The sequence below is a fragment of the Pluralibacter gergoviae ATCC 33028 = NBRC 105706 genome (assembly GCF_001598855.1).
GTDB classification, from domain to species: Bacteria; Pseudomonadota; Gammaproteobacteria; order Enterobacterales; family Enterobacteriaceae; genus Pluralibacter; species Pluralibacter gergoviae.
Window position 1 is genome coordinate 26,466 of record NZ_BCZS01000005.1, and the last position, 20,698, is coordinate 47,163.

Here is a 20,698-nt window from a genome sequence, read left to right on the forward strand (position 1 = left end):
CACGAAGAGACGCGGCACGACGCTGCATTGATGCATTTTTTAAAGGAGCGCTTGTGGAAAAAGCAAACCCCGTGACGTGGCGTTATCTGGCTGCCGCCGTCTGTCTGTTTACGGTCAGCGCCGCGGTGCACGCCGACTCACTGGATGAACAGCGCAGCCGCTACGCGCAGATCAAGCAGGCGTGGGACAATAATCAGATGGATGTCGTCAGCCAACTGATGCCGACGCTAAAGGACTATCCGCTCTATCCCTACCTGCAGTACCGCCAGCTGACCAGCGATTTGAGCAATGAACCTGCGCTCGCGGTGAGCAATTTTATCAGCGCCAATCCGACGCTGCCGTCTACCCGCACGCTGCAAAACCGCTTTGTAAACGAACTGGCCCGCCGTGAGGACTGGCGCGGGTTGCTGGCCTTCAGCCCGGACAAGCCGGGAACGGTGCAGGCGCAGTGCAACTACTACTACGCCAAATATCAGGTCGGCGACCTTCAGGCAGCGTGGGCCGGGGCGAAAGATCTCTGGCTGAGCGGCTCAAACCGCCCCGCGGCGTGCGACGTGCTGTTCGGTGCCTGGCGCGCTTCCGGCGCGCAGGATCCGCTGGCTTATCTGGAGCGCATCCGGCTGGCGATGAAGGCGGGCAATACCCGGCTGGTCAATACCCTGGCAGGCCAGATGCCGGCCGACTATCAGACTATCTCTGCGCAGGTCCTGAGCCTTGCCGCCAACCCTGACAGCGTCCTGAGTTTCGCGCAGAACACCGGGAATACGGACTTTACCCGCCAGATGGCGGCCATTGCCTTTAGCCGCGTCGCCCGTCAGGACGTGGAGAACGCCCGGGCGCTGATCCCGATGCTCGCCGCTGCCCAGAAGCTCAGCGACGAGCAGGTTCAGGCGCTGCGCGATACCGTCGCCTGGCAGCTGATGGGCAGCGACGTTACCGACGAGCAGGCCCGCTGGCGCGATGACGCCATTATGCGCTCCGGTTCCACCTCGCTGCTGGAGCGGCGGGTGCGGCTGGCGATTGGCGCAGGCGATCGCAAAGGGCTGGATACCTGGCTTTCGCGCCTGCCGATGGAGGCGAAAGAAAAAGACGAATGGCGCTACTGGCAGGCGGACCTGCTGATGGACAGCGGCCGCGAGGCGGAAGCGAAAGAGATCCTTCACGGCCTGATGAAAGAGCGAGGCTTCTATCCGATGGTGGCGGCCCAGCGGCTTGGCGAAGACTATCCCATCCGGGTGGAGAAAACCGAGGGTACGGCCTCCGCTGAGCTGGTGAACAGCCCGGAGATGGCCCGCGTGCGTGAGCTGATGTACTGGAATCTGGATAACACCGCCCGCGCTGAGTGGGCGAATCTTGTCAGAAGCCGCACTCCCGCCGAACAGGGCCAACTGGCGAAGTACGCTTACGATCGCGACTGGTGGGATCTGAGCGTGCAGGCGACGATTGCCGGCAAGCTGTGGGACAACCTGCGCGAGCGCTTCCCGCTGGCCTGGGAGAACCTCTTTGCCCGCTACACCGCTGAGAAGGGCATCAGCCAGAGCTACGCGATGGCGATAGCCCGTCAGGAGAGCGCCTGGAACCCGAAGGCCCGCTCGCCGGTGGGGGCTTCCGGGCTGATGCAGATTATGCCCGGCACCGCGACCCACACGGTGAAGATGTTCAGCATTCCCGGCTACGGCGGCCAGAATCAGCTGCTGGATCCGGAAACCAACATCAACATCGGCACCAGTTACCTGCAGTACGTCTATCAGCAGTTTGGCAATAACCGCATCTACGCGGCCGCCGCCTATAACGCCGGGCCGGGCAGGGTGCGCACCTGGCAAGGCAACAGCGCCGGGAAGCTGAATGCGGTGGCTTTCGTGGAGAGTATCCCCTTCTCGGAAACGCGCGGCTACGTGAAGAATGTGCTGGCCTACGACGCCTACTACCGCTACTTCATGGGCGAGAAGCCGGCTATCCTCACCGACGCCGAGTGGAGCCAGCGTTACTGATCCCGCGAGAGTATGTTATGCTTGTACTCGCTAAAGAGTACATCCGGCGGATGGCCCCGGCCATCCGCCCCAACACGGTGGCATAACATGACCCAACAATCCCCATATTCAGCCGAGACTGCGCATCAGCGCAACGAAGAGTGGCTTCGTTTTGTGGAGCTGCTGCGCCTGGCCTATGAGGCCGACCACCATCTGCCGCTGCTGAACCTGATGATGACCCCGGACGAACGTGAAGCGCTGGGCACCCGGGTGCGCATTATTGAGGAGCTGCTGCGCGGCGAACTGAGCCAGCGTGAGCTGAAAAACGCCCTGGGCGCAGGCATTGCCACCATCACGCGCGGCTCAAACAGCCTGAAGTCGGCCCCCGCGGAGCTGCGCCACTGGCTTGAACAGACGCTGCCGGAAACTCACCGGTAAACCGCGTTATGAAACGGGCTTAGCGCCAGAATTACCGCCTGGTAATAGACGCTGGCGCGGGTCAGACTGCCGGCGGTGAAGACGCCAATGGCGCCGCCTTTGCGGCCAATCTCCTCAATGCCGGTATAGCGGGACATCACCGGCCCCAGCGCCTCGCCGCCGCGCACGGCCGCCAGGATCTTTTCCGGCAGCGGCAGAGTGGCCGACCGGGCTTCGCCGCGCTGCTCCCGGCTCTCAATCACCACCCAACTGAAGGTGCTGTCATCATCAATGCCGGCTTCAATGGCCACCCAGAAGTCGGCGTCTGGCCGCAGCTGGCGGGCATGATGCAGCCGATTCCGTGCGCCGGCGCGCGTTTCCTCGCTGCCAAACGGCTGTTCCGGCACGCCGCTCTCGACGGAAATAGGGTCAATGTGGCAGGATCCCTCGCCGAAAATCTGGCTAAAAGCCTGCAGAATCGCCTGAATTTTGGCGGGATTGGTGGTCGCTGAGATAATCTGGTGCATAATCAGTAGGTAGATATATGGCCGAAATAATCATCGCAGTATAACGGATAATGAGCATGTTACAGGTATACCTTGTTCGCCACGGCGAAACACAGTGGAACGCCGAACGGCGCATTCAGGGCCAGTCCGACAGCCCGCTGACCGCCCTCGGCGAACGCCAGGCCCAGCAGGTCGGCGAACGCGTCCGCACGCTGGGCATCACCCATATCATCGCCAGCGATCTCGGACGCACGCGCCAGACCGCTGAGATCATTGCCAGCGCCTGCGGCTGCGGCATCACCTTCGATCCGCGCCTGCGCGAGCTGGATATGGGCGTGCTGGAGCAGCGCTTTATCGACACGCTGACAGAGGAAGAGGAGCTGTGGCGGCGTCAGCTGGTCAACGGCACGCCGGATGGCCGCATTCCGCAGGGCGAATCCATGCAGGAGCTGGGCGAGCGCGTGAGCGCGGCGCTGCAGGACTGCCTCGAGCTACCAAAAGGAAGCCGTCCGCTGCTGGTCAGCCACGGCATTGCGCTGGGGTGTCTGGTGAGCACGATCCTCGGCCTGCCGGCCTACGCAGAGCGCCGCCTGCGGCTGCGCAACTGTTCGGTATCGCGGGTCGATTATCAGGAGAGCCAGTGGCTGGCGCCGGGCTGGGTGGTTGAAAGCGCGGGCGATGTATCACATCTTGACGCCCCCGCGCTGGATGAGCTGCAGCGTTAACTAGCGGCGAACCGGGATCATATATTCGAGGCGCAGGTAAACCGGCTCGTCCTGTGCGTGAGAATCCTTCTGCGGAAAATAGCGTTCAATATCCTGTCCCTGACGGCGGATCAGGCCCAGCATCGGCATACAGGTGCCGTACAGGGTCAGGAAAAAGTCCTGAATGCCGGCGCCCTGGCCCTCATAGTTGAAGACCACATATTCCCCGCCCTCCAGCTTCACCGGCTGGGCGTGCTGAATATGGCCGTTGGCGATTTCTGGCGTCAGCGCAGTCGTGTAAAAGACCTCCTGCTCGTCGTCCTTCTCCATGCTTGGCCGCGGTTCGTACAGGCCGAGCATTTCAGGCGGCAGCGACGGCGCATTGCCGAGAAAATCGCGCCAGAACTGGACGCGCATCTGCTGGCGAAATTCCGAGATCTCTTCCAGCTTGCAGGTGTAGCTCTGGGTAACGCCCACCAGGTGTTTTTCCGGCAGGGTAACGAATTCATGCTTCGGCATGGTAAATTCACCCAGCCGCAGGGGCGGGCGCATGCCAAAGGAGTTCCAGTCCGGCGCGCGGCGGTAAAGCGCGGGCGTCAGCATAAACTGCTTCTTAAACGCGCGCGTAAAAGTCTGCTGGGAGTCAAAACGATACTGAAGTGCAATATCCAGAATCGGGCGAGCCGTCAGGCGCAGCGCAACCGCTGATTTTGACAGGCGGCGAGCGCGAATATAGGCACCTATTGCGTGACCCGTAACGTCCTTAAACATCCTTTGCAGGTGCCACTTGGAATAACCCGCTTTTGCGGCCACGTTATCCAGTGACAAAGGTTGATCGAGATGCTCTTCAATCCAGCTAAGAAGATCGCGAATAATCCCAGCTTGATCCATATAATATCCTCATCCTTATTCGCTTATGCGGGTGCCTCTTATTAGGGTAGCGGATGATAGCATTTTTTGATGACGAAACGCTGAGGCTTTTTTTTGTTCAACTGTGCGCTTTCTGCGCGAGTAAGAATCTGATAATTGTAAATGTGTGATCTATAAACATTTTCTGCATCAATTGTAGGGAATATTCCGAAATCATTTTTAGAAATGGTAACAATATGAAATACAAGAAGTTAGTTGCAGCCCTGTTCCTGTCGATGGCGGGCAGCGCCGCAGCCCACGCGGAGCAGATAGGTTCCGTGGACACGGTTTTTAAAATGATTGGTCCCGACCACAAGATCGTCGTTGAGGCGTTTGACGACCCGGATGTCGAAAACGTCACCTGCTACATCAGCCGCGCGAAAACCGGCGGTATTAAAGGCGGCCTGGGCCTGGCAGAGGACACCTCCGATGCGGCTATCTCCTGCCAGCAGGTCGGGCCGATTGCGGTGAGCGACAAGATTAAGAACGGCAAAGCGCAGGGCGAGGTGGTGTTCCAGAAGCGAACGTCGCTGGTGTTTAAAAAGCTGCAGGTGGTGCGCTTTTACGATGCGAAACGTAATGCGCTGGTTTACCTGTCCTATTCGGATAAGGTAGTGGACGGCTCGCCGAAAAACGCGCTGAGCGCCGTGCCTATTATGCCGTGGTCAAAATAGCCCAGGGGCGATGATGAACAAAAAAAAACGGCGCAGCGCGCCGTTTTTTTGTATCAGGAGGCGACTAATCCTCAAGATCGCCGCAGAAGCGGTAACCTTCGCCGTGAATGGTGGCGATGATTTCCGGCGTATCCGGCGTGGATTCGAAATGCTTACGGATGCGGCGGATGGTCACGTCGACGGTGCGGTCGTGCGGCTTCAGCTCGCGGCCGGTCATTTTCTTCAGCAGCTCTGCGCGGGACTGGATCTTACCCGGGTTTTCGCAGAAGTGCAGCATGGCGCGGAACTCGCTGCGCGGCAGTTTGTACTGCTCGCCGTTCGGGCTGACCAGCGAACGGCTGTTGATGTCCAGCTCCCAGCCGTTGAACTTGTAGCTTTCAACGGTACGGCGCTCTTCGCTCACGCTGCCCAGATTCATGGTGCGGGAGAGCAGATTGCGCGCGCGGATGGTCAGTTCACGCGGGTTAAACGGTTTGGTGATATAGTCATCTGCGCCGATTTCCAGGCCAAGAATTTTGTCCACTTCATTATCGCGCCCGGTCAGGAACATCAGCGCGACATTGGCCTGTTCGCGCAGTTCTCGCGCCAGCAGAAGGCCATTTTTACCCGGCAGATTAATATCCATAATCACCAGGTTGACGTCATGCTCTGAGAGCACCTGATGCATTTCCGCGCCATCGGTGGCTTCGAACACATCATAGCCTTCAGCTTCAAAAATACTCTTTAACGTGTTGCGTGTTACCAACTCGTCTTCAACGATAAGAATGTGCGGGGTCTGCATGTTTGCTACCTAAATTGCCAACTAAATCGAAACAGGAAGTACAAAAGTCCCTAACCCGCCTGATGCATGTCGTAAATTAACATGATCGGCATAACATGACTAAAGTACGTAATTGCGTTCTTGATGCACTTTCCATCAACGTCAACAACATCATTAGCTTGGTCGTGGGCACTTTCCCTCTGGACCCGACAGTGTCAAAAACGGCTGTTATCCTAACCATTTTAACAGCGACATAACAGGCTAAGAGACAGCGGGCACCCAATAAAACTACGCTTCGTTGACATATATCAAGTTAAATTGTAGCACGTTAACAGTTTTGTGAAATCTGCGTATCTGAATGATAGCTTTTGTCACATTTTTTCAACATTAGCGGTGGTTGCCCATAGGAACTGATAAACGCGGTGAATCCAAAAGATGGGAAGTCATCGTATTCGCATTACCCTTCTTTTACATGAGGATATAGAAGTTCTGTTAACATTCTCATTGAGCAGGCAATGCAATGATAGTTTAGAAACTCTTATATGTTAAGAGTGTCTGACCTATTGCTTGATGTTGCAATTAAGTAAATTCGTGATGCGTAAAATGTTTACGGCGTTTTTCATTGCGATGGGAACAGGAAAAGAGATGCGTATATCAATTGTGCTGGTTGCGCCAGCAAGGGCGGAGAACGTCGGCGCTGCCGCCCGGGCGATGAAAACCATGGGCTTTAGTGAAATGCGAATTGTCGACAGCCGGGCACATCTGGAGCCGGCGGCAGGATGGGTGGCGCACGGTTCCGGCGATGTGCTGGATAAAATTACGTGCTATCAGACGCTTGAAGAGGCGCTCGCCGACGTCGATTTTACCATCGCCACCACCGCGCGCAGCCGCGCCCGCTTTCATTACTACGCTACGCCGCAGGAGCTGGTCCCCATACTCAAGGAGAAAGCCGGCTGGATGCAGCACGCCGCGCTGGTCTTTGGCCGCGAGGATTCCGGACTGACAAACGAAGAGCTGACGCTGGCGGATGTGCTGACCGGCGTGCCGATGGTGGCGGATTATCCGTCGCTTAATCTGGGGCAGGCGGTGATGGTTTACTGCTATCAGCTCTCCGCGCTGGTACAAAATTTGCCTGAACCCATTACCAGAAGTGATGAAAATCAGCTGCTGGCGCTGCGCACGCGCGCCGATGCGCTGCTGCGAAAATTGCAGGTGGACGAAGACGTCAAGCTGGCCGACTGGCTGCAGCAGCGAATCGGTCTTCTTGAGCAGCGCGATACCGCTATGCTGCACCGGCTGCTGCACGATATCGAAAAAAAACTCCCCGACTAAAGCTCTGTCATAAGAATTGCGTATGGAGATATGTTCTGTTCAGGTGGTGATCGACCGGGTATTCGCGACGCTGGAGAGGGCGATATCAGAACAGCTGCGAATACCGTCTGAATGTGACAAATGTAGAAATTCGTTGACTTAACCGGGCGAATACTTTAACCAATATAGGCAGACGACAGACAATAAATACAGAGCACACAACATCCATGATTCGCATCAGCATGACCACCACCATTACCACCATCACCATTACCACAGGTATCGGTGCGGGCTGACGCGTACAGGAAACACAGAAAAAAGCCCGCACCGAACAGTGCGGGCTTTTTTTTTCGATCAGAGATCTAGAGGTAAAAACCATGCGAGTCTTGAAGTTCGGCGGTACATCAGTGGCGAATGCGGAACGTTTTCTGCGTGTCGCCGATATTCTGGAAAGTAACGCCAGTCAGGGGCAGGTAGCGACCGTGCTCTCTGCCCCGGCCAAAATCACCAACCACCTCGTGGCGATGATTGAAAAAACCATTGGTGGTCAGGATGCTCTGCCGAATATCACCGACGCCGAACGTATTTTTGCCGAACTGCTGCAGGGGCTCGCTGACGCCCAACCCGGTTTTCCTCTCGAAAGACTCGCCGCTACCGTTGAGCAGGAGTTTGCTCAGATCAAACATGTCCTGCACGGCATCAGCCTGCTGGGGCAGTGCCCGGACGGCGTCAATGCGGCGCTGATCTGCCGGGGCGAAAAGCTCTCAATCGCCATCATGGCGGGCCTGCTGGAGGCGCGCGGCCACAAGGTCAGCGTCATCGATCCGGTGGAGAAGCTGCTTGCCGTCGGCCACTATCTTGAATCTACCGTCGATATCGCCGAATCCACCCGCCGCATTGCCGCCAGCCAGATCCCGGCGGACCACATGATCCTGATGGCCGGCTTTACCGCCGGCAACGATAAGGGCGAGCTGGTGGTGTTGGGGCGCAACGGCTCCGACTACTCCGCCGCGGTGCTGGCCGCCTGCCTGCGCGCCGACTGCTGCGAAATCTGGACCGATGTCGACGGCGTCTATACCTGCGATCCGCGCCAGGTCCCGGACGCGCGTTTGCTGAAAACGATGTCCTATCAGGAGGCGATGGAGCTCTCCTACTTCGGCGCTAAGGTGCTGCATCCGCGCACTATCGCCCCGATTGCCCAGTTCCAGATCCCCTGCCTGATTAAAAATACCGGCAACCCGCAGGCGCCGGGTACGCTGATCGGCGCCAGCAGCGATGAAGACGCGCTGCCGGTGAAGGGCATTTCTAACCTCAACAACATGGCGATGTTCAACGTCTCCGGACCGGGCATGAAGGGCATGGTCGGCATGGCGGCGCGGGTATTCGCCACCATGTCGCGCGCCGGGATTTCGGTGGTGCTGATCACCCAGTCCTCGTCGGAGTACAGCATCAGCTTCTGCGTGCCGCAGAGCGACTGCGTCCGGGCGAAGCGGGCGATGGAAGATGAGTTCTACCTGGAGCTGAAAGAGGGTCTGCTGGAGCCGCTCTCCATCATGGAGCGGCTGGCCATTATCTCGGTGGTCGGCGACGGTATGCGCACCCTGCGCGGCATCTCCGCCAAGTTTTTTGCCGCCCTGGCCCGCGCCAATATCAATATCGTCGCCATTGCCCAGGGCTCTTCCGAGCGCTCTATCTCGGTGGTGGTGAATAACGACGATGCCACCACCGGCGTGCGCGTGGTGCACCAGATGCTGTTTAACACCGATCAGGTGATCGAAGTGTTTGTGATCGGCGTCGGCGGCGTCGGCGCGGCGCTGTTGGAGCAGCTCAAGCGCCAGCGCAGCTGGCTTAAGAACAAGCATATCGACCTGCGGGTTTGCGGCGTAGCCAATTCCCGCGCGCTGCTCACCAGCGTTCACGGCCTCGATCTGGAAAACTGGCAGGGCGCGCTGGCGGAGGCCAAAGAGCCGTTCGACATTGAGCGCCTGACCCGACTGGTGAAAGAGTATCACCTGCTCAACCCGGTCATTGTTGACTGTACATCTAGCCAGGCCGTGGCGGACCAGTACGCCGACTTCCTGCGCGAAGGTTTCCACGTGGTGACGCCAAACAAGAAGGCCAACACCTCGTCGATGGACTATTACCACGAGCTGCGTCAGGCCGCGGCGGGCTCACGCCGCAAGTTCCTCTATGACACTAACGTCGGCGCCGGGCTGCCGGTGATTGAGAACCTGCAGAACCTGCTTAATGCCGGTGACGAACTGCAGCGCTTCTCCGGCATTCTTTCCGGTTCGCTGTCGTTTATTTTCGGCAAGTTGGATGAGGGGATGAGCCTGTCGGAAGCCACCCGCACGGCGCGGGAAATGGGCTTTACCGAACCGGATCCGCGCGACGACCTTTCCGGCATGGACGTGGCGCGCAAGCTGCTGATCCTCGCCCGCGAAACGGGCCGCCAGCTTGAGCTTGCCGATATTCAGGTGGAGTCGGTGCTGCCGGCCCACTTTGACGACGGCGGTGATACTGACGACTTTATGGCGCGTCTACCGCAGCTGGACGATGAGTTCTCGGCGCGCATCGCCCGCGCCCGCGACGCGGGCAAAGTGCTGCGCTACGTCGGCAATATCGAAGAAGACGGCGTCTGCCGGGTGAAAATTGCCGAAGTGGACGACAGCGATCCGCTGTATAAAGTGAAGAACGGCGAGAACGCGCTGGCCTTCTACAGCCACTATTATCAGCCGCTGCCGCTGGTGCTGCGCGGCTATGGCGCCGGTAACGACGTGACGGCGGCCGGGGTGTTTGCCGATCTGCTGCGCACCCTGTCATGGAAGTTAGGAGTTTAAGATGGTTAAAGTGTATGCCCCCGCCTCCAGCGCCAATATGAGCGTCGGTTTTGATGTGCTGGGCGCGGCGGTGACGCCGGTAGACGGCACGCCGCTGGGCGATAACGTTGAAGTGGTCGCCGCCGACAGCTTCAGCCTGAAAAACGTCGGCCATTTTGCCAGCCGCCTGCCGGACAATCCGCAGGAAAATATCGTCTGGCAGTGCTGGGAGCGCTTTTGCCAGGAGATCGGTAAAACCGTGCCGGTGGCGATGACCCTTGAGAAAAATATGCCTATCGGCTCCGGCCTCGGATCCAGCGCCTGCTCGGTAGTGGCTGCCCTGGTGGCGATGAACGAGTTCTGCGGCAGGCCCCTTAGCGAGAGCAAAATGCTGGCGCTGATGGGCGAGCTGGAGGGGCGCATCTCCGGCAGCGTGCACTACGACAACGTGGCGCCGTGCTATCTCGGCGGTATCCAACTGATGCTGGAGGAGAACGGCATCATCAGCCAGTCGATCCCGGCGTTTGACGACTGGCTGTGGGTACTGGCCTATCCCGGCATTAAGGTCTCGACCGCCGAGGCGCGGGCGATTCTGCCCGCCCAGTACCGCCGCCAGGACTGTATCGCCCACGGCCGCCATCTGGCGGGTTTTATTCACGCCTGCTATAGCCGCCAGCCGCAGCTGGCGGCTAAGCTGATGAAAGACGTGGTGGCCGAGCCGTACCGCACCCGGCTGCTGCCGGGGTTCGCCCAGGCACGCCAGGGCGTGGCGGAAATCGGCGCGCTGGCCAGCGGCATCTCCGGCTCCGGCCCGACGATGTTCGCCCTGTGCGACAATCCGCAAACGGCGCAACGAGTGGCAGACTGGCTCGCAAAACACTATCTGCAAAATCAGGAAGGCTTCGTTCATATTTGCCGGCTGGACACGGCGGGCGCACGCGTAGTGGGATAACCGATGAAACTGTATAACTTAAAAGATCACAACGAGCAGGTCAGCTTCGCGCAGGCCGTTACCCAGGGCCTGGGTAAAAATCAGGGGCTGTTTTTCCCGCGCGATCTGCCGGAGTTCAGCCTGACCGAGGTGGACGAGCTGCTGGCGCTCGACTTCGTGCCCCGCAGCGCCCGCATTCTGTCCGCGTTTATCGGCGATGAGATCCCGCAGGCTGAACTGGAGGCCCGCGTGCGCGAGGCGTTCGCCTTCCCGGCGCCGGTCAAAGTGGTGCAGCCTGACGTCGGCTGTCTGGAGCTGTTCCACGGCCCGACCCTGGCGTTTAAAGATTTCGGCGGCCGCTTTATGGCGCAGATGCTGACCCAGATCAGCGGCGATAAGCCGGTGACTATCCTCACCGCTACCTCCGGCGATACCGGCGCGGCGGTGGCCCACGCCTTTTACGGCCTGAAAAACGTGCGGGTGGTCATCCTCTATCCGCAGGGCAAAATCAGCCCGCTGCAGGAGAAGCTGTTCTGTACCCTGGGCGGCAACATTGAAACCGTCGCCATCGACGGCGACTTCGACGCCTGCCAGGCACTGGTCAAACAGGCGTTTGATGACGAGGAGCTCAAGCGCGCGCTGGGCCTCAACTCCGCTAACTCCATTAACATCAGCCGCCTGCTTGCGCAGGTCTGCTACTACTTTGAGGCCGTGGCCCAGCTGCCGCAGGAGGCCCGCAACCAGCTGGTGGTCTCGGTGCCGAGCGGCAACTTTGGCGATCTGACCGCCGGGCTGCTGGCGAAATCGCTGGGCCTGCCGGTGAAGCGCTTTATCGCCGCCACTAACGTCAACGACACCGTGCCGCGCTTCCTGCAGGACGGGGAGTGGGCGCCGAAGGCGACGCAGGCCACGCTGTCGAATGCGATGGACGTCAGCCAGCCGAACAACTGGCCGCGCGTCGAGGAGCTGTTCCGCCGCAAAGAGTGGCGCCTGGGCGATCTCGGCTATGCGGCGGTGGACGATGAGACCACCAAAGCGACGATGCGCGAACTGGACGCGCTGGGCTACACGTCTGAGCCGCACGCGGCGGTGGCCTGGCGGGCGCTGCGCGACCAGCTGACCCAGGGAGAATACGGTCTGTTTCTCGGCACCGCGCACCCGGCCAAGTTCAAAGAGAGCGTTGAGGCTATCCTCGGCAAGACGCTGGCGCTGCCGAAAGCGCTGGCCGAGCGCGCCGACCTGCCGCTGCTGTCGCACAGTCTGCCGGCAGATTTTGCCGCGCTGCGTAAGCTGATGATGGAAAAAGCGTAAGGTTCATGAGGGCCGGGGGCGCGCAGGCGTCCCCGGTTTTTTTTATTTCTGCTCGTGACGCTTAAAGACCAGCTCGCTCTCCGTGGAGGTCTCCGCGTCGAAGAAGTAGCCTTCGCTGTCGAATTTCTTGAGCTCAGCGACCTCTGAAAGCTGATTTTCAATGATATAGCGGCTCATCAGCCCGCGCGCCTTCTTGGCATAGAAGCTAATCACCTTGAACTTGCCGTTCTTCTCATCGAGGAACACCGGCTTAATCAGCCGCCCCTTCAGCAGCGTCGGCTTCACTGATTTAAAGTATTCGTCGGAGGCGAGGTTAATCACCACGTCGTCGCCCTGGGCCTTCAGCGCCTTATTCAGCGTATCGGTAATGACGTCGCCCCAGAATTGATAGAGGTCTTTGCCCTGCGGATTCGCAAGGCGGATCCCCATCTCCAGCCGGTAGGGCTGCATCAGATCCAGCGGACGCAGTACGCCGTAGAGGCCGGAGAGGATGCGCAGGTGCTGCTGGGCGAAGTCAAACTGCTCGTCAGAGAAGGTTTCTGCCTGCAGACCGGTATACACATCGCCCTTAAACGCGAGGATCGCCTGGCGGGCGTTTGCCGGCGTGAATGTGGGCTGCCAGTCGTGAAAGCGGGTGGCGTTGAGATCGGCGAGCTTATCGCTGATGCCCATCAGCTTGCCTATCTGCGGCGCGGAGAGCTTGCGCGCCTCGGTAATAAGCACCTCTGAGTACTTCAAAAGCTGAGGTTTCGTGTGGCGATCGGTGGCGAGTTCGCTCTGGTAATCCAGGGTTTTGGCAGGTGAAATAATAATCAGCATGTTCATTCCTTGCAGGCATTTTGCACGACTTTAGCAAAAATCCGCGCTAAAGGGATCGATAGCAGCTATTGGCGAGGCACATTGTCCCAGCTGCCGGGGGCCAGCTGCCTGGCGATTTCCGGATAGCGGGCGGGATCAAACACCGGCCTGATGCCAAGCCTGCGCTGGCGCAGATAGTCGCTGGCGATGATGCGTACAACCGGGGAGAGCAGCAGGATCGCCGTCAGGTTAGTCAGCGCCATCAGCGCCATCACGATATCCGCCATCTGCCAGACCAGCGGCAGGCTCAGCTGGGTGCCGGCCATGATCATCACCAGCATGCACGCCCGCAGCAGCCGGATATTGTTCGGCGTAAATTTACGCAGATAGATCAGGTTATTCTCGGCGTAGACGTAGTTAACGATGATGGAGCTAAAGGCGAACAGCAGCACGATCCCGGCAACGAACTGCGTCCCCCAGCTGCCGCCGAGGGTCGTCATGGCCTGCTGCACCAGTTGAATACCGTCGGCGGCGTCAACCTGCATCTGCTGGCCGGAAAGCAGGACGATCATTGCCGTTGCGCTGCAGATAACCAGCGTGTCCACCACCACGCCAATCATCTGCACAATGCCCTGCGCGGCGGGATGCGGTGGCCAGGAGGCCGCCGCTGCGGCCGCGTTAGGCGTGGATCCCATGCCCGCTTCGTTCGAGAACATCCCGCGCTCAAAGCCGCTGGTCAGCGCCTGGCTGATGGTATAGCCCACCGCGCCCGCCGCCGCCTCCTGCCAGCCGAAGGCGCTGCGAAAGATGGTTTCAATCACCGACGGAATGTCGACGATATGCCAGGCGCAGATGACGAGGCTGGCCGCAAGCCAGCTCAGCGCCATGACCGGCACCAGCAGCTGGACGATTTTCGCCACGCCCCGCAGGCCGCGAAGGATCGCCAGCAGACAGACCACCACCAGTATCAGACCGGTGACGTATTCAGGCAGGTTGAAGGCGTAGCGCATAGCGCCGGCGACGGAGTTTGCCTGCACCGTGTTGAAGATCAGGCCGTAGGCCAGCAGCAGGAAGAGAGAAAACAGCCCGCCCATCCAGCGCATGCCGAGGCCTCGCGCCATGTACCACGCCGGGCCGCCGCGAAACTGGCCATTGTGATCGCGCTCTTTGTAGAGCTGCGCCAGCGAGCACTCGGCGAAGCTGCTGGCCATGCCGATAATGGCGGAGACCCACATCCAGAATACTGCCCCCGGGCCGCCGGCAGTGATCGCCAGCGCCACGCCGGCAAGATTGCCGCTGCCCAGCCGCGCGGCCAGGCTGGTGCACAGCGCCTGGAATGAGGTGAGCCCGCCGGGCTGCGGCGAGAGGCTCTTTTTCAGGCTCTTGCCCGCATGGCGCAGGTAGCGAAACTGGATATAGCCGGTGCGCCACGTGAACCAGATACCGGTGCCGATGAGCAGATAAATCATCACCGAGCCCCAGAGTATGTCGCTGACGAATGACAGGAAATCAGGCATAAAAGATCCTTTTTTGCGATGCCGTTAAGCGTGTAAACGCTACCATTTGCGGATAATCCCTAACCGGGTAGCGGGAGAATGCGCGTAGTTTATCATACGCTGCTCTCATGGTCCGCCTACGGTTGCGCTGACCCCGGGGCGTGATATTATCGAATGCAGACCGGTTACATACCACTAACAGCTACTTAATACGAGACACCTATCATGACGGACAAATTGACCTCTCTGCGTCAGTACACCACCGTAGTGGCCGATACCGGAGATATCGCGGCAATGAAGCTGTACAAGCCTCAGGACGCGACGACCAACCCTTCACTGATCCTCGGCGCGGCGCAGATCCCGGAATATCGCAAGCTGATTGACGAAGCCATCGCCTGGGCAAAAGACCAGAGCAGCGACCGCGAACAGCAGGTGGTTGACGCTACCGACAAGCTGGCGGTGAACATTGGTCTGGAAATTCTCAAGCTGATCCCGGGCCGCATCTCTACCGAAGTTGACGCACGTCTCTCCTACGATACCGAAGCCTCTGTGGCGAAAGCCAAGCGCCTTATCAAGCTGTACAACGACGCGGGCATCAGCAATGACCGTATCCTGATCAAGCTGGCCTCGACCTGGCAGGGCATCCGCGCCGCCGAGCAGCTGGAAAAAGAGGGCATCAACTGTAACCTGACCCTGCTGTTCTCCTTCGCCCAGGCGCGCGCCTGTGCCGAGGCGGGCGTGTTCCTCATCTCTCCGTTCGTCGGCCGTATTCTTGACTGGCACAAAGCGAACGGCGACAAGAAAGAGTTTGCGGCGGCAGAAGATCCGGGCGTTATCTCCGTATCTGAAATCTACAGCTACTACAAAGAGCACGGCTATGAAACCGTGGTCATGGGCGCAAGCTTCCGCAACGTTGGCGAAATTCTCGAGCTGGCGGGCTGCGATCGCCTGACTATCGCACCGGCGCTGCTCAAAGAGCTGGCCGAAGCCGACGGCGCCATCGAGCGTAAGCTCTCCTTCAGCGGCGAAGTGAAGGCCCGCCCGGAGCGCATTACCGAGTCACAGTTCCTGTGGGAACACAACCAGGATCCGATGGCGGTCGATAAGCTGGCGGAAGGTATCCGCAAGTTTGCCGTTGACCAGGGTAAGCTGGAAAAAATGATCGGCGACCTGCTGTAATCATTCCCCGCGTGACCGGGCTCCCGGTCACGCTTTATCACCGCGTTTGTCTGATTTTCCCCACAGCGTGTATCATTCCGCATAACTGCACTTATGAACGGAATTGATATGAACACTCTTCGCATTGGCCTGGTCTCCATTTCCGACCGCGCGTCCAGCGGCGTCTATCAGGACAAGGGCATTCCGGCGCTTGAGGCCTGGCTCTCCCGCGCGCTCACCACGCCTTTTGAACTGCAAACCCGCCTGATCCCTGACGAACAGCCGATCATTGAACAGACGCTGTGCGAGCTTGTAGACGAGATGAGCTGCCATCTGGTGCTGACCACCGGCGGCACCGGTCCGGCGCGCCGCGACGTGACCCCGGATGCCACTCTGGCCGTTGCCGATCGCGAAATGCCCGGCTTCGGCGAGCAGATGCGCCAGATAAGCCTGCACTTTGTGCCGACTGCCATCCTGTCGCGCCAGGTGGGCGTCATCCGCAAGCAGGCGCTGATCCTCAACCTGCCCGGGCAGCCGAAATCGATTCAGGAGACCCTGGAGGGCGTGAAGGATGCGGAGGGTAACGTTCAGGTACACGGTATCTTCGCCAGCGTGCCCTATTGTATCCAGCTGCTTGAAGGGCCCTATGTAGAAACTGACCCGCAGGTCGTTGCCGCCTTCCGGCCGAAAAGCGCCCGACGCGATGCCAGTTAAAGGCTAACAAATAGGCGTGCGGGCCGTGGTTTATGCGCTGATTTACGGTATAGTCACTTTTTATTTACGACAGCTGTAAACTAATCATAACAAAGGCCCGCTATGTCAGCACAACCGCACGCAAGACCGCTTACCCGCCAGGATTACAAAACCCTGGCTCTGGCCGCGCTGGGCGGCGCGCTGGAGTTTTACTACTTCATCATTTTTGTCTTCTTTGCCGCGGTGGTGGGCGATCTCTTTTTCCCGAGCGACATTCCCGAGTGGCTGCGGCAGGTACAGACCTTCGGCATTTTTGCCGCCGGCTACCTTGCCCGCCCGCTGGGCGGCATCGTCATGGCTCACTTTGGCGATCTGGTCGGGCGTAAAAAGATGTTTACCCTCAGTATTCTGCTGATGGCGGTACCGACGCTGCTGATTGGCCTGCTGCCCACCTACGCCTCAATGGGGATCGTCGCGCCGCTGCTGCTATTGCTGATGCGCATTCTGCAGGGAGCGGCCATCGGCGGCGAGGTTCCCGGTGCCTGGGTGTTTGTGGCGGAGCACGTGCCCGCCCGGCGCATCGGCATCGCCTGCGGCACCCTGACCGCCGGGCTGACCATAGGTATTCTGCTCGGCTCGGTGGTGGCGACGCTGATTAATACCGGACTGTCGCCGCAGGCGATCCGCGACGGCGGCTGGCGTATTCCTTTCTTGCTCGGCGGGGCCTTCGGGCTGCTGGCGATGTACCTGCGCCGCTGGCTGCAGGAGACGCCGATTTTCCTTGAGATGCAGCAGCGCAAGCAACTGGCGAAAGAGCTGCCGGTGAAGGCGGTGGTCATGAAGCACCGCCAGGCGGTGGTTATCTCGATGCTGCTGACCTGGCTGCTGTCGGCGGGGATCGTAGTGGTGATCCTGATGTCGCCGGTGTGGCTGCAGAAGCATTACGGCTTTGCACCGGCGCTGACCCTGCAGGCCAACAGCGTGGCGACCATTATGCTCTGCGTCGGCTGCCTGCTGGCGGGACTGGCGGCGGACCGCTTCGGCGCCAGCCGCACCTTTATTACCGGCAGCCTGCTGCTCGCGGCCTCGAGCTGGGCCTTCTACCACCTCTCCGGATACAGCCCTCAGCACCTGGTGGCGCTGTACGGCCTCGTGGGGCTGTGCGTCGGCGTGGTGGGCGCGGTGCCTTACGTGATGGTGAAAGCCTTTCCCGCGGAGGTGCGCTTTACCGGGATCTCATTCTCCTACAACGTCTCTTACGCCATTTTTGGCGGCATGACGCCGATTGCGGTCACGCTGTTGATGGGGGTGTCGCCGCTGGCGCCGGCCTGGTACGTGCTGGCGCTATCGATGCTGGGTCTGGGGCTGGGCGTCTGGCTGCGGCAGGGCGGCCGCGAGCCGGGGGAGCGCGCGCTGGCGGCAAAGTAGCCTTTCCAGCGCGCTGGCGGCGCTTAGTGCTGCTCGCCGATGGGCAGTACGGTGCGGCCGAACTGTTCGTTCAGCACTTCGCCCATCGCCAGGTAAATGGCGCTGGCGCCGCAGATGATGCCAACCCAGCCGGCAATGTGCACAATGCCCTCATTGTCGGTCAGGTGGCCTACGGCCAGCAGGGCAAACAGTACGGTCAGGCTCAGGAAGACGAACTGCAGCATGCGCGCGCCGGTCAGGGTGCCGAAGAACATAAACAGCGTGAAGATGCCCCACAGGCCCAGGTACGCGCCGAGAAAGTGGCCGTTAGCCACCTCGGTCAGCCCCATTTTGGGCATCAGCAGGATAGCGACCAGCGTTAGCCAGAACGAACCGTACGAGGTGAAGGCGGTTAAGCCGAAGGTGTTCCCCTTCTTATACTCCAGCAGACCGGCGAAGATCTGCGCGATACCGCCGTAAAAGATGCCCATCGCCAGGATGATGCCGTCCATCGGAAAAAGACCCATGTTATGCAGATTCAGCAGAACGGTGGTCATCCCGAAACCCATCAGGCCCAGCGGAGCCGGATTAGCCAACTTAGTGTTGCCCATATTTCCTCAAAAAATCATCAAATTCAGTGAAATGGTGAATGCCTCCGCCTGCTATCAGTGGCGGGGCGCGGCATCATAATCAGGCGCGCCCCAGGCGGTATTGATCTGACGGGGTGGAAAATAAAATTTTTTTCGTATGCCCCCTTGATGAAGAAGGTTGCGACCCCATCTTGTAAGCAACACGAAGTGTGTGAAGCTGAAAAAAAACGATTCAGGGTGCTTGAAACCTCGCGTTTAGCCCCTATTTACAGATTCACAACCACACGATGACCGAATTTATAGTGGAGACGTTTAGATGGGTAAAATTATTGGTATCGACCTGGGCACAACCAACTCTTGTGTAGCAATCATGGATGGCACCACCCCGCGCGTGCTGGAAAATGCCGAAGGCGATCGCACCACGCCTTCCATTATTGCCTATACCCAGGACGGTGAAACTTTGGTTGGTCAGCCGGCTAAGCGTCAGGCAGTGACAAACCCGCAGAATACCCTGTTTGCGATCAAGCGCCTGATTGGCCGTCGCTTCCAGGACGAAGAAGTGCAGCGCGACGTGGCTATCATGCCGTACAAAATCGTTGGCGCCGATAACGGCGATGCCTGGGTAGACGTTAAAGGCGTGAAAACTGCGCCGCCGCAGGTATCTGCTGAAGTCCTGAAGAAAATGAAGAAAACGGCGGAAGATTACCTGGGTGAACCGGTAACTGAAGCGGTTATCACCGTACCTGCTTACTTTAACGATGCTCAGCGCCAGGCAACCAAAGATGCCGGCCGTATCGCAGGTCTGGAAGTAAAACGTATTATCAACGAACCGACTGCCGCCGCGCTGGCGTACGGTCTGGATAAAGAAGTCGGCAACCGCACCATCGCGGTCTACGACCTGGGTGGCGGTACTTTCGATATCTCCATCATTGAAATCGACGAAGTTGACGGCGAAAAAACCTTCGAAGTACTGGCAACCAACGGTGATACCCACCTCGGTGGTGAAGACTTCGATACCCGCCTCATCAACTACCTCGTTGACGAGTTCAAGAAAGATCAGGGCATCGACCTGCGTAACGACCCGCTGGCGATGCAGCGCCTGAAAGAAGCCGCCGAGAAAGCGAAAATTGAGCTGTCCTCCGCGCAGCAGACCGACGTTAACCTGCCGTACATCACCGCAGACGCGACCGGTCCGAAACACATGAACATTAAAGTGACTCGCGCTAAGCTGGAATCCCTGGTCGAAGACCTGGTAAACCGCTCTATCGAGCCGCTGAAAGTCGCTCTGCAGGACGCCGGCCTGTCCGTGTCTGACGTAAACGACGTTATTCTCGTCGGCGGCCAGACCCGTATGCCGATGGTGCAGAAGAAAGTGGCTGAGTTCTTCGGCAAAGAGCCGCGTAAAGACGTTAACCCGGACGAAGCCGTGGCTATCGGCGCTGCGGTTCAGGGCGGCGTTCTCACCGGCGACGTGAAAGACGTGCTGCTGCTCGACGTTACCCCGCTGTCGCTGGGTATCGAAACCATGGGCGGCGTGATGACCGCGCTGATTAACAAAAACACCACCATCCCGACCAAGCACAGCCAGGTGTTCTCTACTGCGGAAGACAACCAGTCTGCGGTAACCATCCACGTGCTGCAGGGTGAGCGTAAACGCGCCGGCGATAACAAGTCTCTGGGTCAGTTCAACCTGGACGGCATCAACCCGGCACCGCGCGGCATGCCGCAGATCGAAGTCACCTTTGACATCGACGCCGACGGCATCCTGCACGTTTCCGCGAAAGACAAAAACAGCGGTAAAGAGCAGAAGATCACCATCAAGGCCTCTTCCGGTCTGAACGAAGAAGAGATCCAGAAAATGGTGCGCGAAGCTGAAGCGAACGCGGAATCTGACCGCAAGTTCGAAGAGCTGGTGCAGACCCGTAACCAGGGCGACCATCTGCTGCACAGCACGCGTAAGCAGGTTGAAGAAGCGGGCGATAAGCTGCCGGCTGACGACAAAACGGCTATCGAATCTGCCCTGAGCGCGCTGGAAACCTCGCTGAAAGGCGAAGATAAAGCGGATATCGAAGCGAAGATGCAGGAACTGGCGCAGGCTTCCCAGAAGCTGATGGAAATTGCCCAGCAGCAGCACGCTGAGCAGCAGGCGGGTTCCGCTGACGCTTCCGCGAACAACGCGAAAGATGACGACGTTGTCGACGCTGAGTTCGAAGAAGTTAAAGATAAAAAATAATCGCCCTGATG

20 protein-coding genes and 1 other annotated feature are annotated in these 20,698 nt (G+C 59.1%); of the genes, 14 read left to right on the forward strand and 6 right to left on the reverse strand.

The window, feature by feature from the left end; all coding sequences use genetic code 11:
• Positions 1–53: 53 nt before the first annotated feature.
• Positions 54–1,991, forward strand: coding sequence for a murein transglycosylase (gene sltY / locus ENGE1_RS07160; RefSeq protein ID WP_048253208.1), 1,938 nt, complete (start codon positions 54–56; stop codon positions 1,989–1,991).
• Between the two features lie 87 nt (positions 1,992–2,078).
• Positions 2,079–2,408, forward strand: coding sequence for a trp operon repressor (gene trpR, locus ENGE1_RS07165; protein ID WP_043086109.1), 330 nt, complete (start codon positions 2,079–2,081; stop codon positions 2,406–2,408).
• Here trpR and yjjX read toward each other — a convergent pair.
• Positions 2,399–2,914: an inosine/xanthosine triphosphatase gene (gene yjjX / locus ENGE1_RS07170; protein ID WP_043086107.1), complete on the reverse strand. Its 516-nt coding sequence runs from the start codon at positions 2,912–2,914 to the stop codon at positions 2,399–2,401. The genes trpR and yjjX overlap by 10 nt on opposite strands.
• Positions 2,915–2,970: 56 nt before the next feature.
• On the opposite strand from yjjX, the gene gpmB reads away from it, so the two are divergent.
• A complete protein-coding gene (gene gpmB / locus ENGE1_RS07175; protein WP_048253207.1) occupies positions 2,971–3,618 on the forward strand; it encodes a 2,3-diphosphoglycerate-dependent phosphoglycerate mutase GpmB in 648 nt (215 codons plus the stop codon).
• Here the strand turns inward: gpmB and robA are convergent, their stop codons facing one another.
• Positions 3,619–4,488 (reverse strand): MDR efflux pump AcrAB transcriptional activator RobA, encoded by an 870-nt coding sequence (gene robA / locus ENGE1_RS07180; protein ID WP_064360599.1) that lies wholly within the window; start codon positions 4,486–4,488, stop codon positions 3,619–3,621. It abuts the gene before it with no gap.
• Between the two features lie 215 nt (positions 4,489–4,703).
• On the opposite strand from robA, the gene creA reads away from it, so the two are divergent.
• Positions 4,704–5,180: a protein CreA gene (creA, locus tag ENGE1_RS07185; RefSeq protein ID WP_045287621.1), complete on the forward strand. Its 477-nt coding sequence runs from the start codon at positions 4,704–4,706 to the stop codon at positions 5,178–5,180.
• Between the two features lie 64 nt (positions 5,181–5,244).
• Here the strand turns inward: creA and arcA are convergent, their stop codons facing one another.
• Positions 5,245–5,961 carry a two-component system response regulator ArcA gene (gene arcA, locus ENGE1_RS07190; protein ID WP_043086102.1) on the reverse strand — a complete coding sequence of 239 codons (717 nt, stop codon included), beginning with the start codon at positions 5,959–5,961 and terminating at the stop codon, positions 5,245–5,247.
• A 95-nt stretch (positions 5,962–6,056) separates the two neighbouring features.
• Between arcA and yjjY the strand changes: the two genes are divergently transcribed.
• The 6 genes from yjjY (at position 6,057) to thrC (ending at position 12,312) form a co-directional block, all read left to right on the forward strand.
• A complete protein-coding gene (gene yjjY, locus ENGE1_RS28375) occupies positions 6,057–6,197 on the forward strand; it encodes a YjjY family protein (protein ID WP_001541509.1) in 141 nt (46 codons plus the stop codon).
• 388 nt (positions 6,198–6,585) lie between these two features.
• Positions 6,586–7,272, forward strand: coding sequence for a tRNA/rRNA methyltransferase (locus tag ENGE1_RS07195; RefSeq protein ID WP_043086101.1), 687 nt, complete (start codon positions 6,586–6,588; stop codon positions 7,270–7,272).
• Positions 7,273–7,478: 206 nt separating this feature from the next.
• On the forward strand, positions 7,479–7,547 hold the full coding sequence (locus ENGE1_RS29055) for a thr operon leader peptide (RefSeq protein ID WP_122984332.1): 69 nt from the start codon (positions 7,479–7,481) through the stop codon (positions 7,545–7,547).
• Positions 7,486–7,602, forward strand: a sequence feature (Thr leader region). (Overlaps the previous gene by 62 nt.)
• 26 nt (positions 7,603–7,628) lie before the next feature.
• Entirely contained in the window at positions 7,629–10,091 is a 2,463-nt protein-coding gene (thrA, locus tag ENGE1_RS07200; RefSeq protein ID WP_048253206.1) for a bifunctional aspartate kinase/homoserine dehydrogenase I, read from the forward strand.
• A 1-nt stretch (position 10,092) separates the two neighbouring features.
• Complete coding sequence (thrB, locus tag ENGE1_RS07205) at positions 10,093–11,022, forward strand: homoserine kinase (protein WP_045287618.1); 930 nt, start codon at positions 10,093–10,095, stop codon at positions 11,020–11,022.
• Between the two features lie 3 nt (positions 11,023–11,025).
• The gene (thrC, locus tag ENGE1_RS07210; protein ID WP_048253205.1) at positions 11,026–12,312 is read left to right on the forward strand and encodes a threonine synthase; all 1,287 of its coding nucleotides are present in this window, start codon (positions 11,026–11,028) and stop codon (positions 12,310–12,312) included.
• A gap of 42 nt (positions 12,313–12,354) precedes the next feature.
• Here thrC and yaaA read toward each other — a convergent pair whose 3' ends face one another.
• The gene (yaaA, locus tag ENGE1_RS07215; protein ID WP_048253204.1) at positions 12,355–13,131 is read right to left on the reverse strand and encodes a peroxide stress protein YaaA; all 777 of its coding nucleotides are present in this window, start codon (positions 13,129–13,131) and stop codon (positions 12,355–12,357) included.
• Between the two features lie 65 nt (positions 13,132–13,196).
• On the reverse strand, positions 13,197–14,627 hold the full coding sequence (locus ENGE1_RS07220) for an alanine/glycine:cation symporter family protein (protein ID WP_043086092.1): 1,431 nt from the start codon (positions 14,625–14,627) through the stop codon (positions 13,197–13,199).
• Between the two features lie 204 nt (positions 14,628–14,831).
• Here ENGE1_RS07220 and tal point away from each other — a divergent pair, with 204 nt between their 5' ends.
• From tal to ENGE1_RS07235, 3 genes are all read left to right on the forward strand, one after another.
• Positions 14,832–15,785, forward strand: a complete 954-nt coding sequence (gene tal / locus ENGE1_RS07225) for a transaldolase (protein WP_045287614.1) — start codon at positions 14,832–14,834, stop codon at positions 15,783–15,785.
• A gap of 108 nt (positions 15,786–15,893) precedes the next feature.
• Positions 15,894–16,478 (forward strand): molybdopterin adenylyltransferase, encoded by a 585-nt coding sequence (gene mog, locus ENGE1_RS07230; RefSeq protein WP_043086090.1) that lies wholly within the window; start codon positions 15,894–15,896, stop codon positions 16,476–16,478.
• Positions 16,479–16,580: 102 nt separating this feature from the next.
• A complete protein-coding gene (locus ENGE1_RS07235) occupies positions 16,581–17,885 on the forward strand; it encodes an MFS transporter (protein ID WP_064360600.1) in 1,305 nt (434 codons plus the stop codon).
• Positions 17,886–17,908: 23 nt separating this feature from the next.
• On the opposite strand, the gene satP is transcribed toward ENGE1_RS07235, so the two are convergent.
• Complete coding sequence (gene satP, locus ENGE1_RS07240; RefSeq protein ID WP_048253202.1) at positions 17,909–18,475, reverse strand: acetate uptake transporter; 567 nt, start codon at positions 18,473–18,475, stop codon at positions 17,909–17,911.
• A 295-nt stretch (positions 18,476–18,770) separates the two neighbouring features.
• On the opposite strand from satP, the gene dnaK reads away from it, so the two are divergent.
• Positions 18,771–20,687, forward strand: a complete 1,917-nt coding sequence (gene dnaK / locus ENGE1_RS07245) for a molecular chaperone DnaK (RefSeq protein ID WP_043086085.1) — start codon at positions 18,771–18,773, stop codon at positions 20,685–20,687.
• Positions 20,688–20,698: the final 11 nt, after the last annotated feature.

Coding starts and splice junctions, on each gene's coding strand:
- yjjX (WP_043086107.1), bottom strand. CDS start 2,914: ATGCACCAGATTATCTCAGCGACCACCAATCCCGCCAAAATTCAGGCG.
- robA (WP_064360599.1), bottom strand. CDS start 4,488: ATGGATCAAGCTGGGATTATTCGCGATCTTCTTAGCTGGATTGAAGAG.
- satP (WP_048253202.1), bottom strand. CDS start 18,475: ATGGGCAACACTAAGTTGGCTAATCCGGCTCCGCTGGGCCTGATGGGT.
- ENGE1_RS07195 (WP_043086101.1), top strand. CDS start 6,586: ATGCGTATATCAATTGTGCTGGTTGCGCCAGCAAGGGCGGAGAACGTC.
- thrA (WP_048253206.1), top strand. CDS start 7,629: ATGCGAGTCTTGAAGTTCGGCGGTACATCAGTGGCGAATGCGGAACGT.
- ENGE1_RS07220 (WP_043086092.1), bottom strand. CDS start 14,627: ATGCCTGATTTCCTGTCATTCGTCAGCGACATACTCTGGGGCTCGGTG.
- thrB (WP_045287618.1), top strand. CDS start 10,093: ATGGTTAAAGTGTATGCCCCCGCCTCCAGCGCCAATATGAGCGTCGGT.
- ENGE1_RS07235 (WP_064360600.1), top strand. CDS start 16,581: ATGTCAGCACAACCGCACGCAAGACCGCTTACCCGCCAGGATTACAAA.
- arcA (WP_043086102.1), bottom strand. CDS start 5,961: ATGCAGACCCCGCACATTCTTATCGTTGAAGACGAGTTGGTAACACGC.
- mog (WP_043086090.1), top strand. CDS start 15,894: ATGAACACTCTTCGCATTGGCCTGGTCTCCATTTCCGACCGCGCGTCC.
- thrC (WP_048253205.1), top strand. CDS start 11,026: ATGAAACTGTATAACTTAAAAGATCACAACGAGCAGGTCAGCTTCGCG.
- creA (WP_045287621.1), top strand. CDS start 4,704: ATGAAATACAAGAAGTTAGTTGCAGCCCTGTTCCTGTCGATGGCGGGC.
- yaaA (WP_048253204.1), bottom strand. CDS start 13,131: ATGCTGATTATTATTTCACCTGCCAAAACCCTGGATTACCAGAGCGAA.
- yjjY (WP_001541509.1), top strand. CDS start 6,057: ATGACTAAAGTACGTAATTGCGTTCTTGATGCACTTTCCATCAACGTC.
- tal (WP_045287614.1), top strand. CDS start 14,832: ATGACGGACAAATTGACCTCTCTGCGTCAGTACACCACCGTAGTGGCC.
- gpmB (WP_048253207.1), top strand. CDS start 2,971: ATGTTACAGGTATACCTTGTTCGCCACGGCGAAACACAGTGGAACGCC.
- dnaK (WP_043086085.1), top strand. CDS start 18,771: ATGGGTAAAATTATTGGTATCGACCTGGGCACAACCAACTCTTGTGTA.
- trpR (WP_043086109.1), top strand. CDS start 2,079: ATGACCCAACAATCCCCATATTCAGCCGAGACTGCGCATCAGCGCAAC.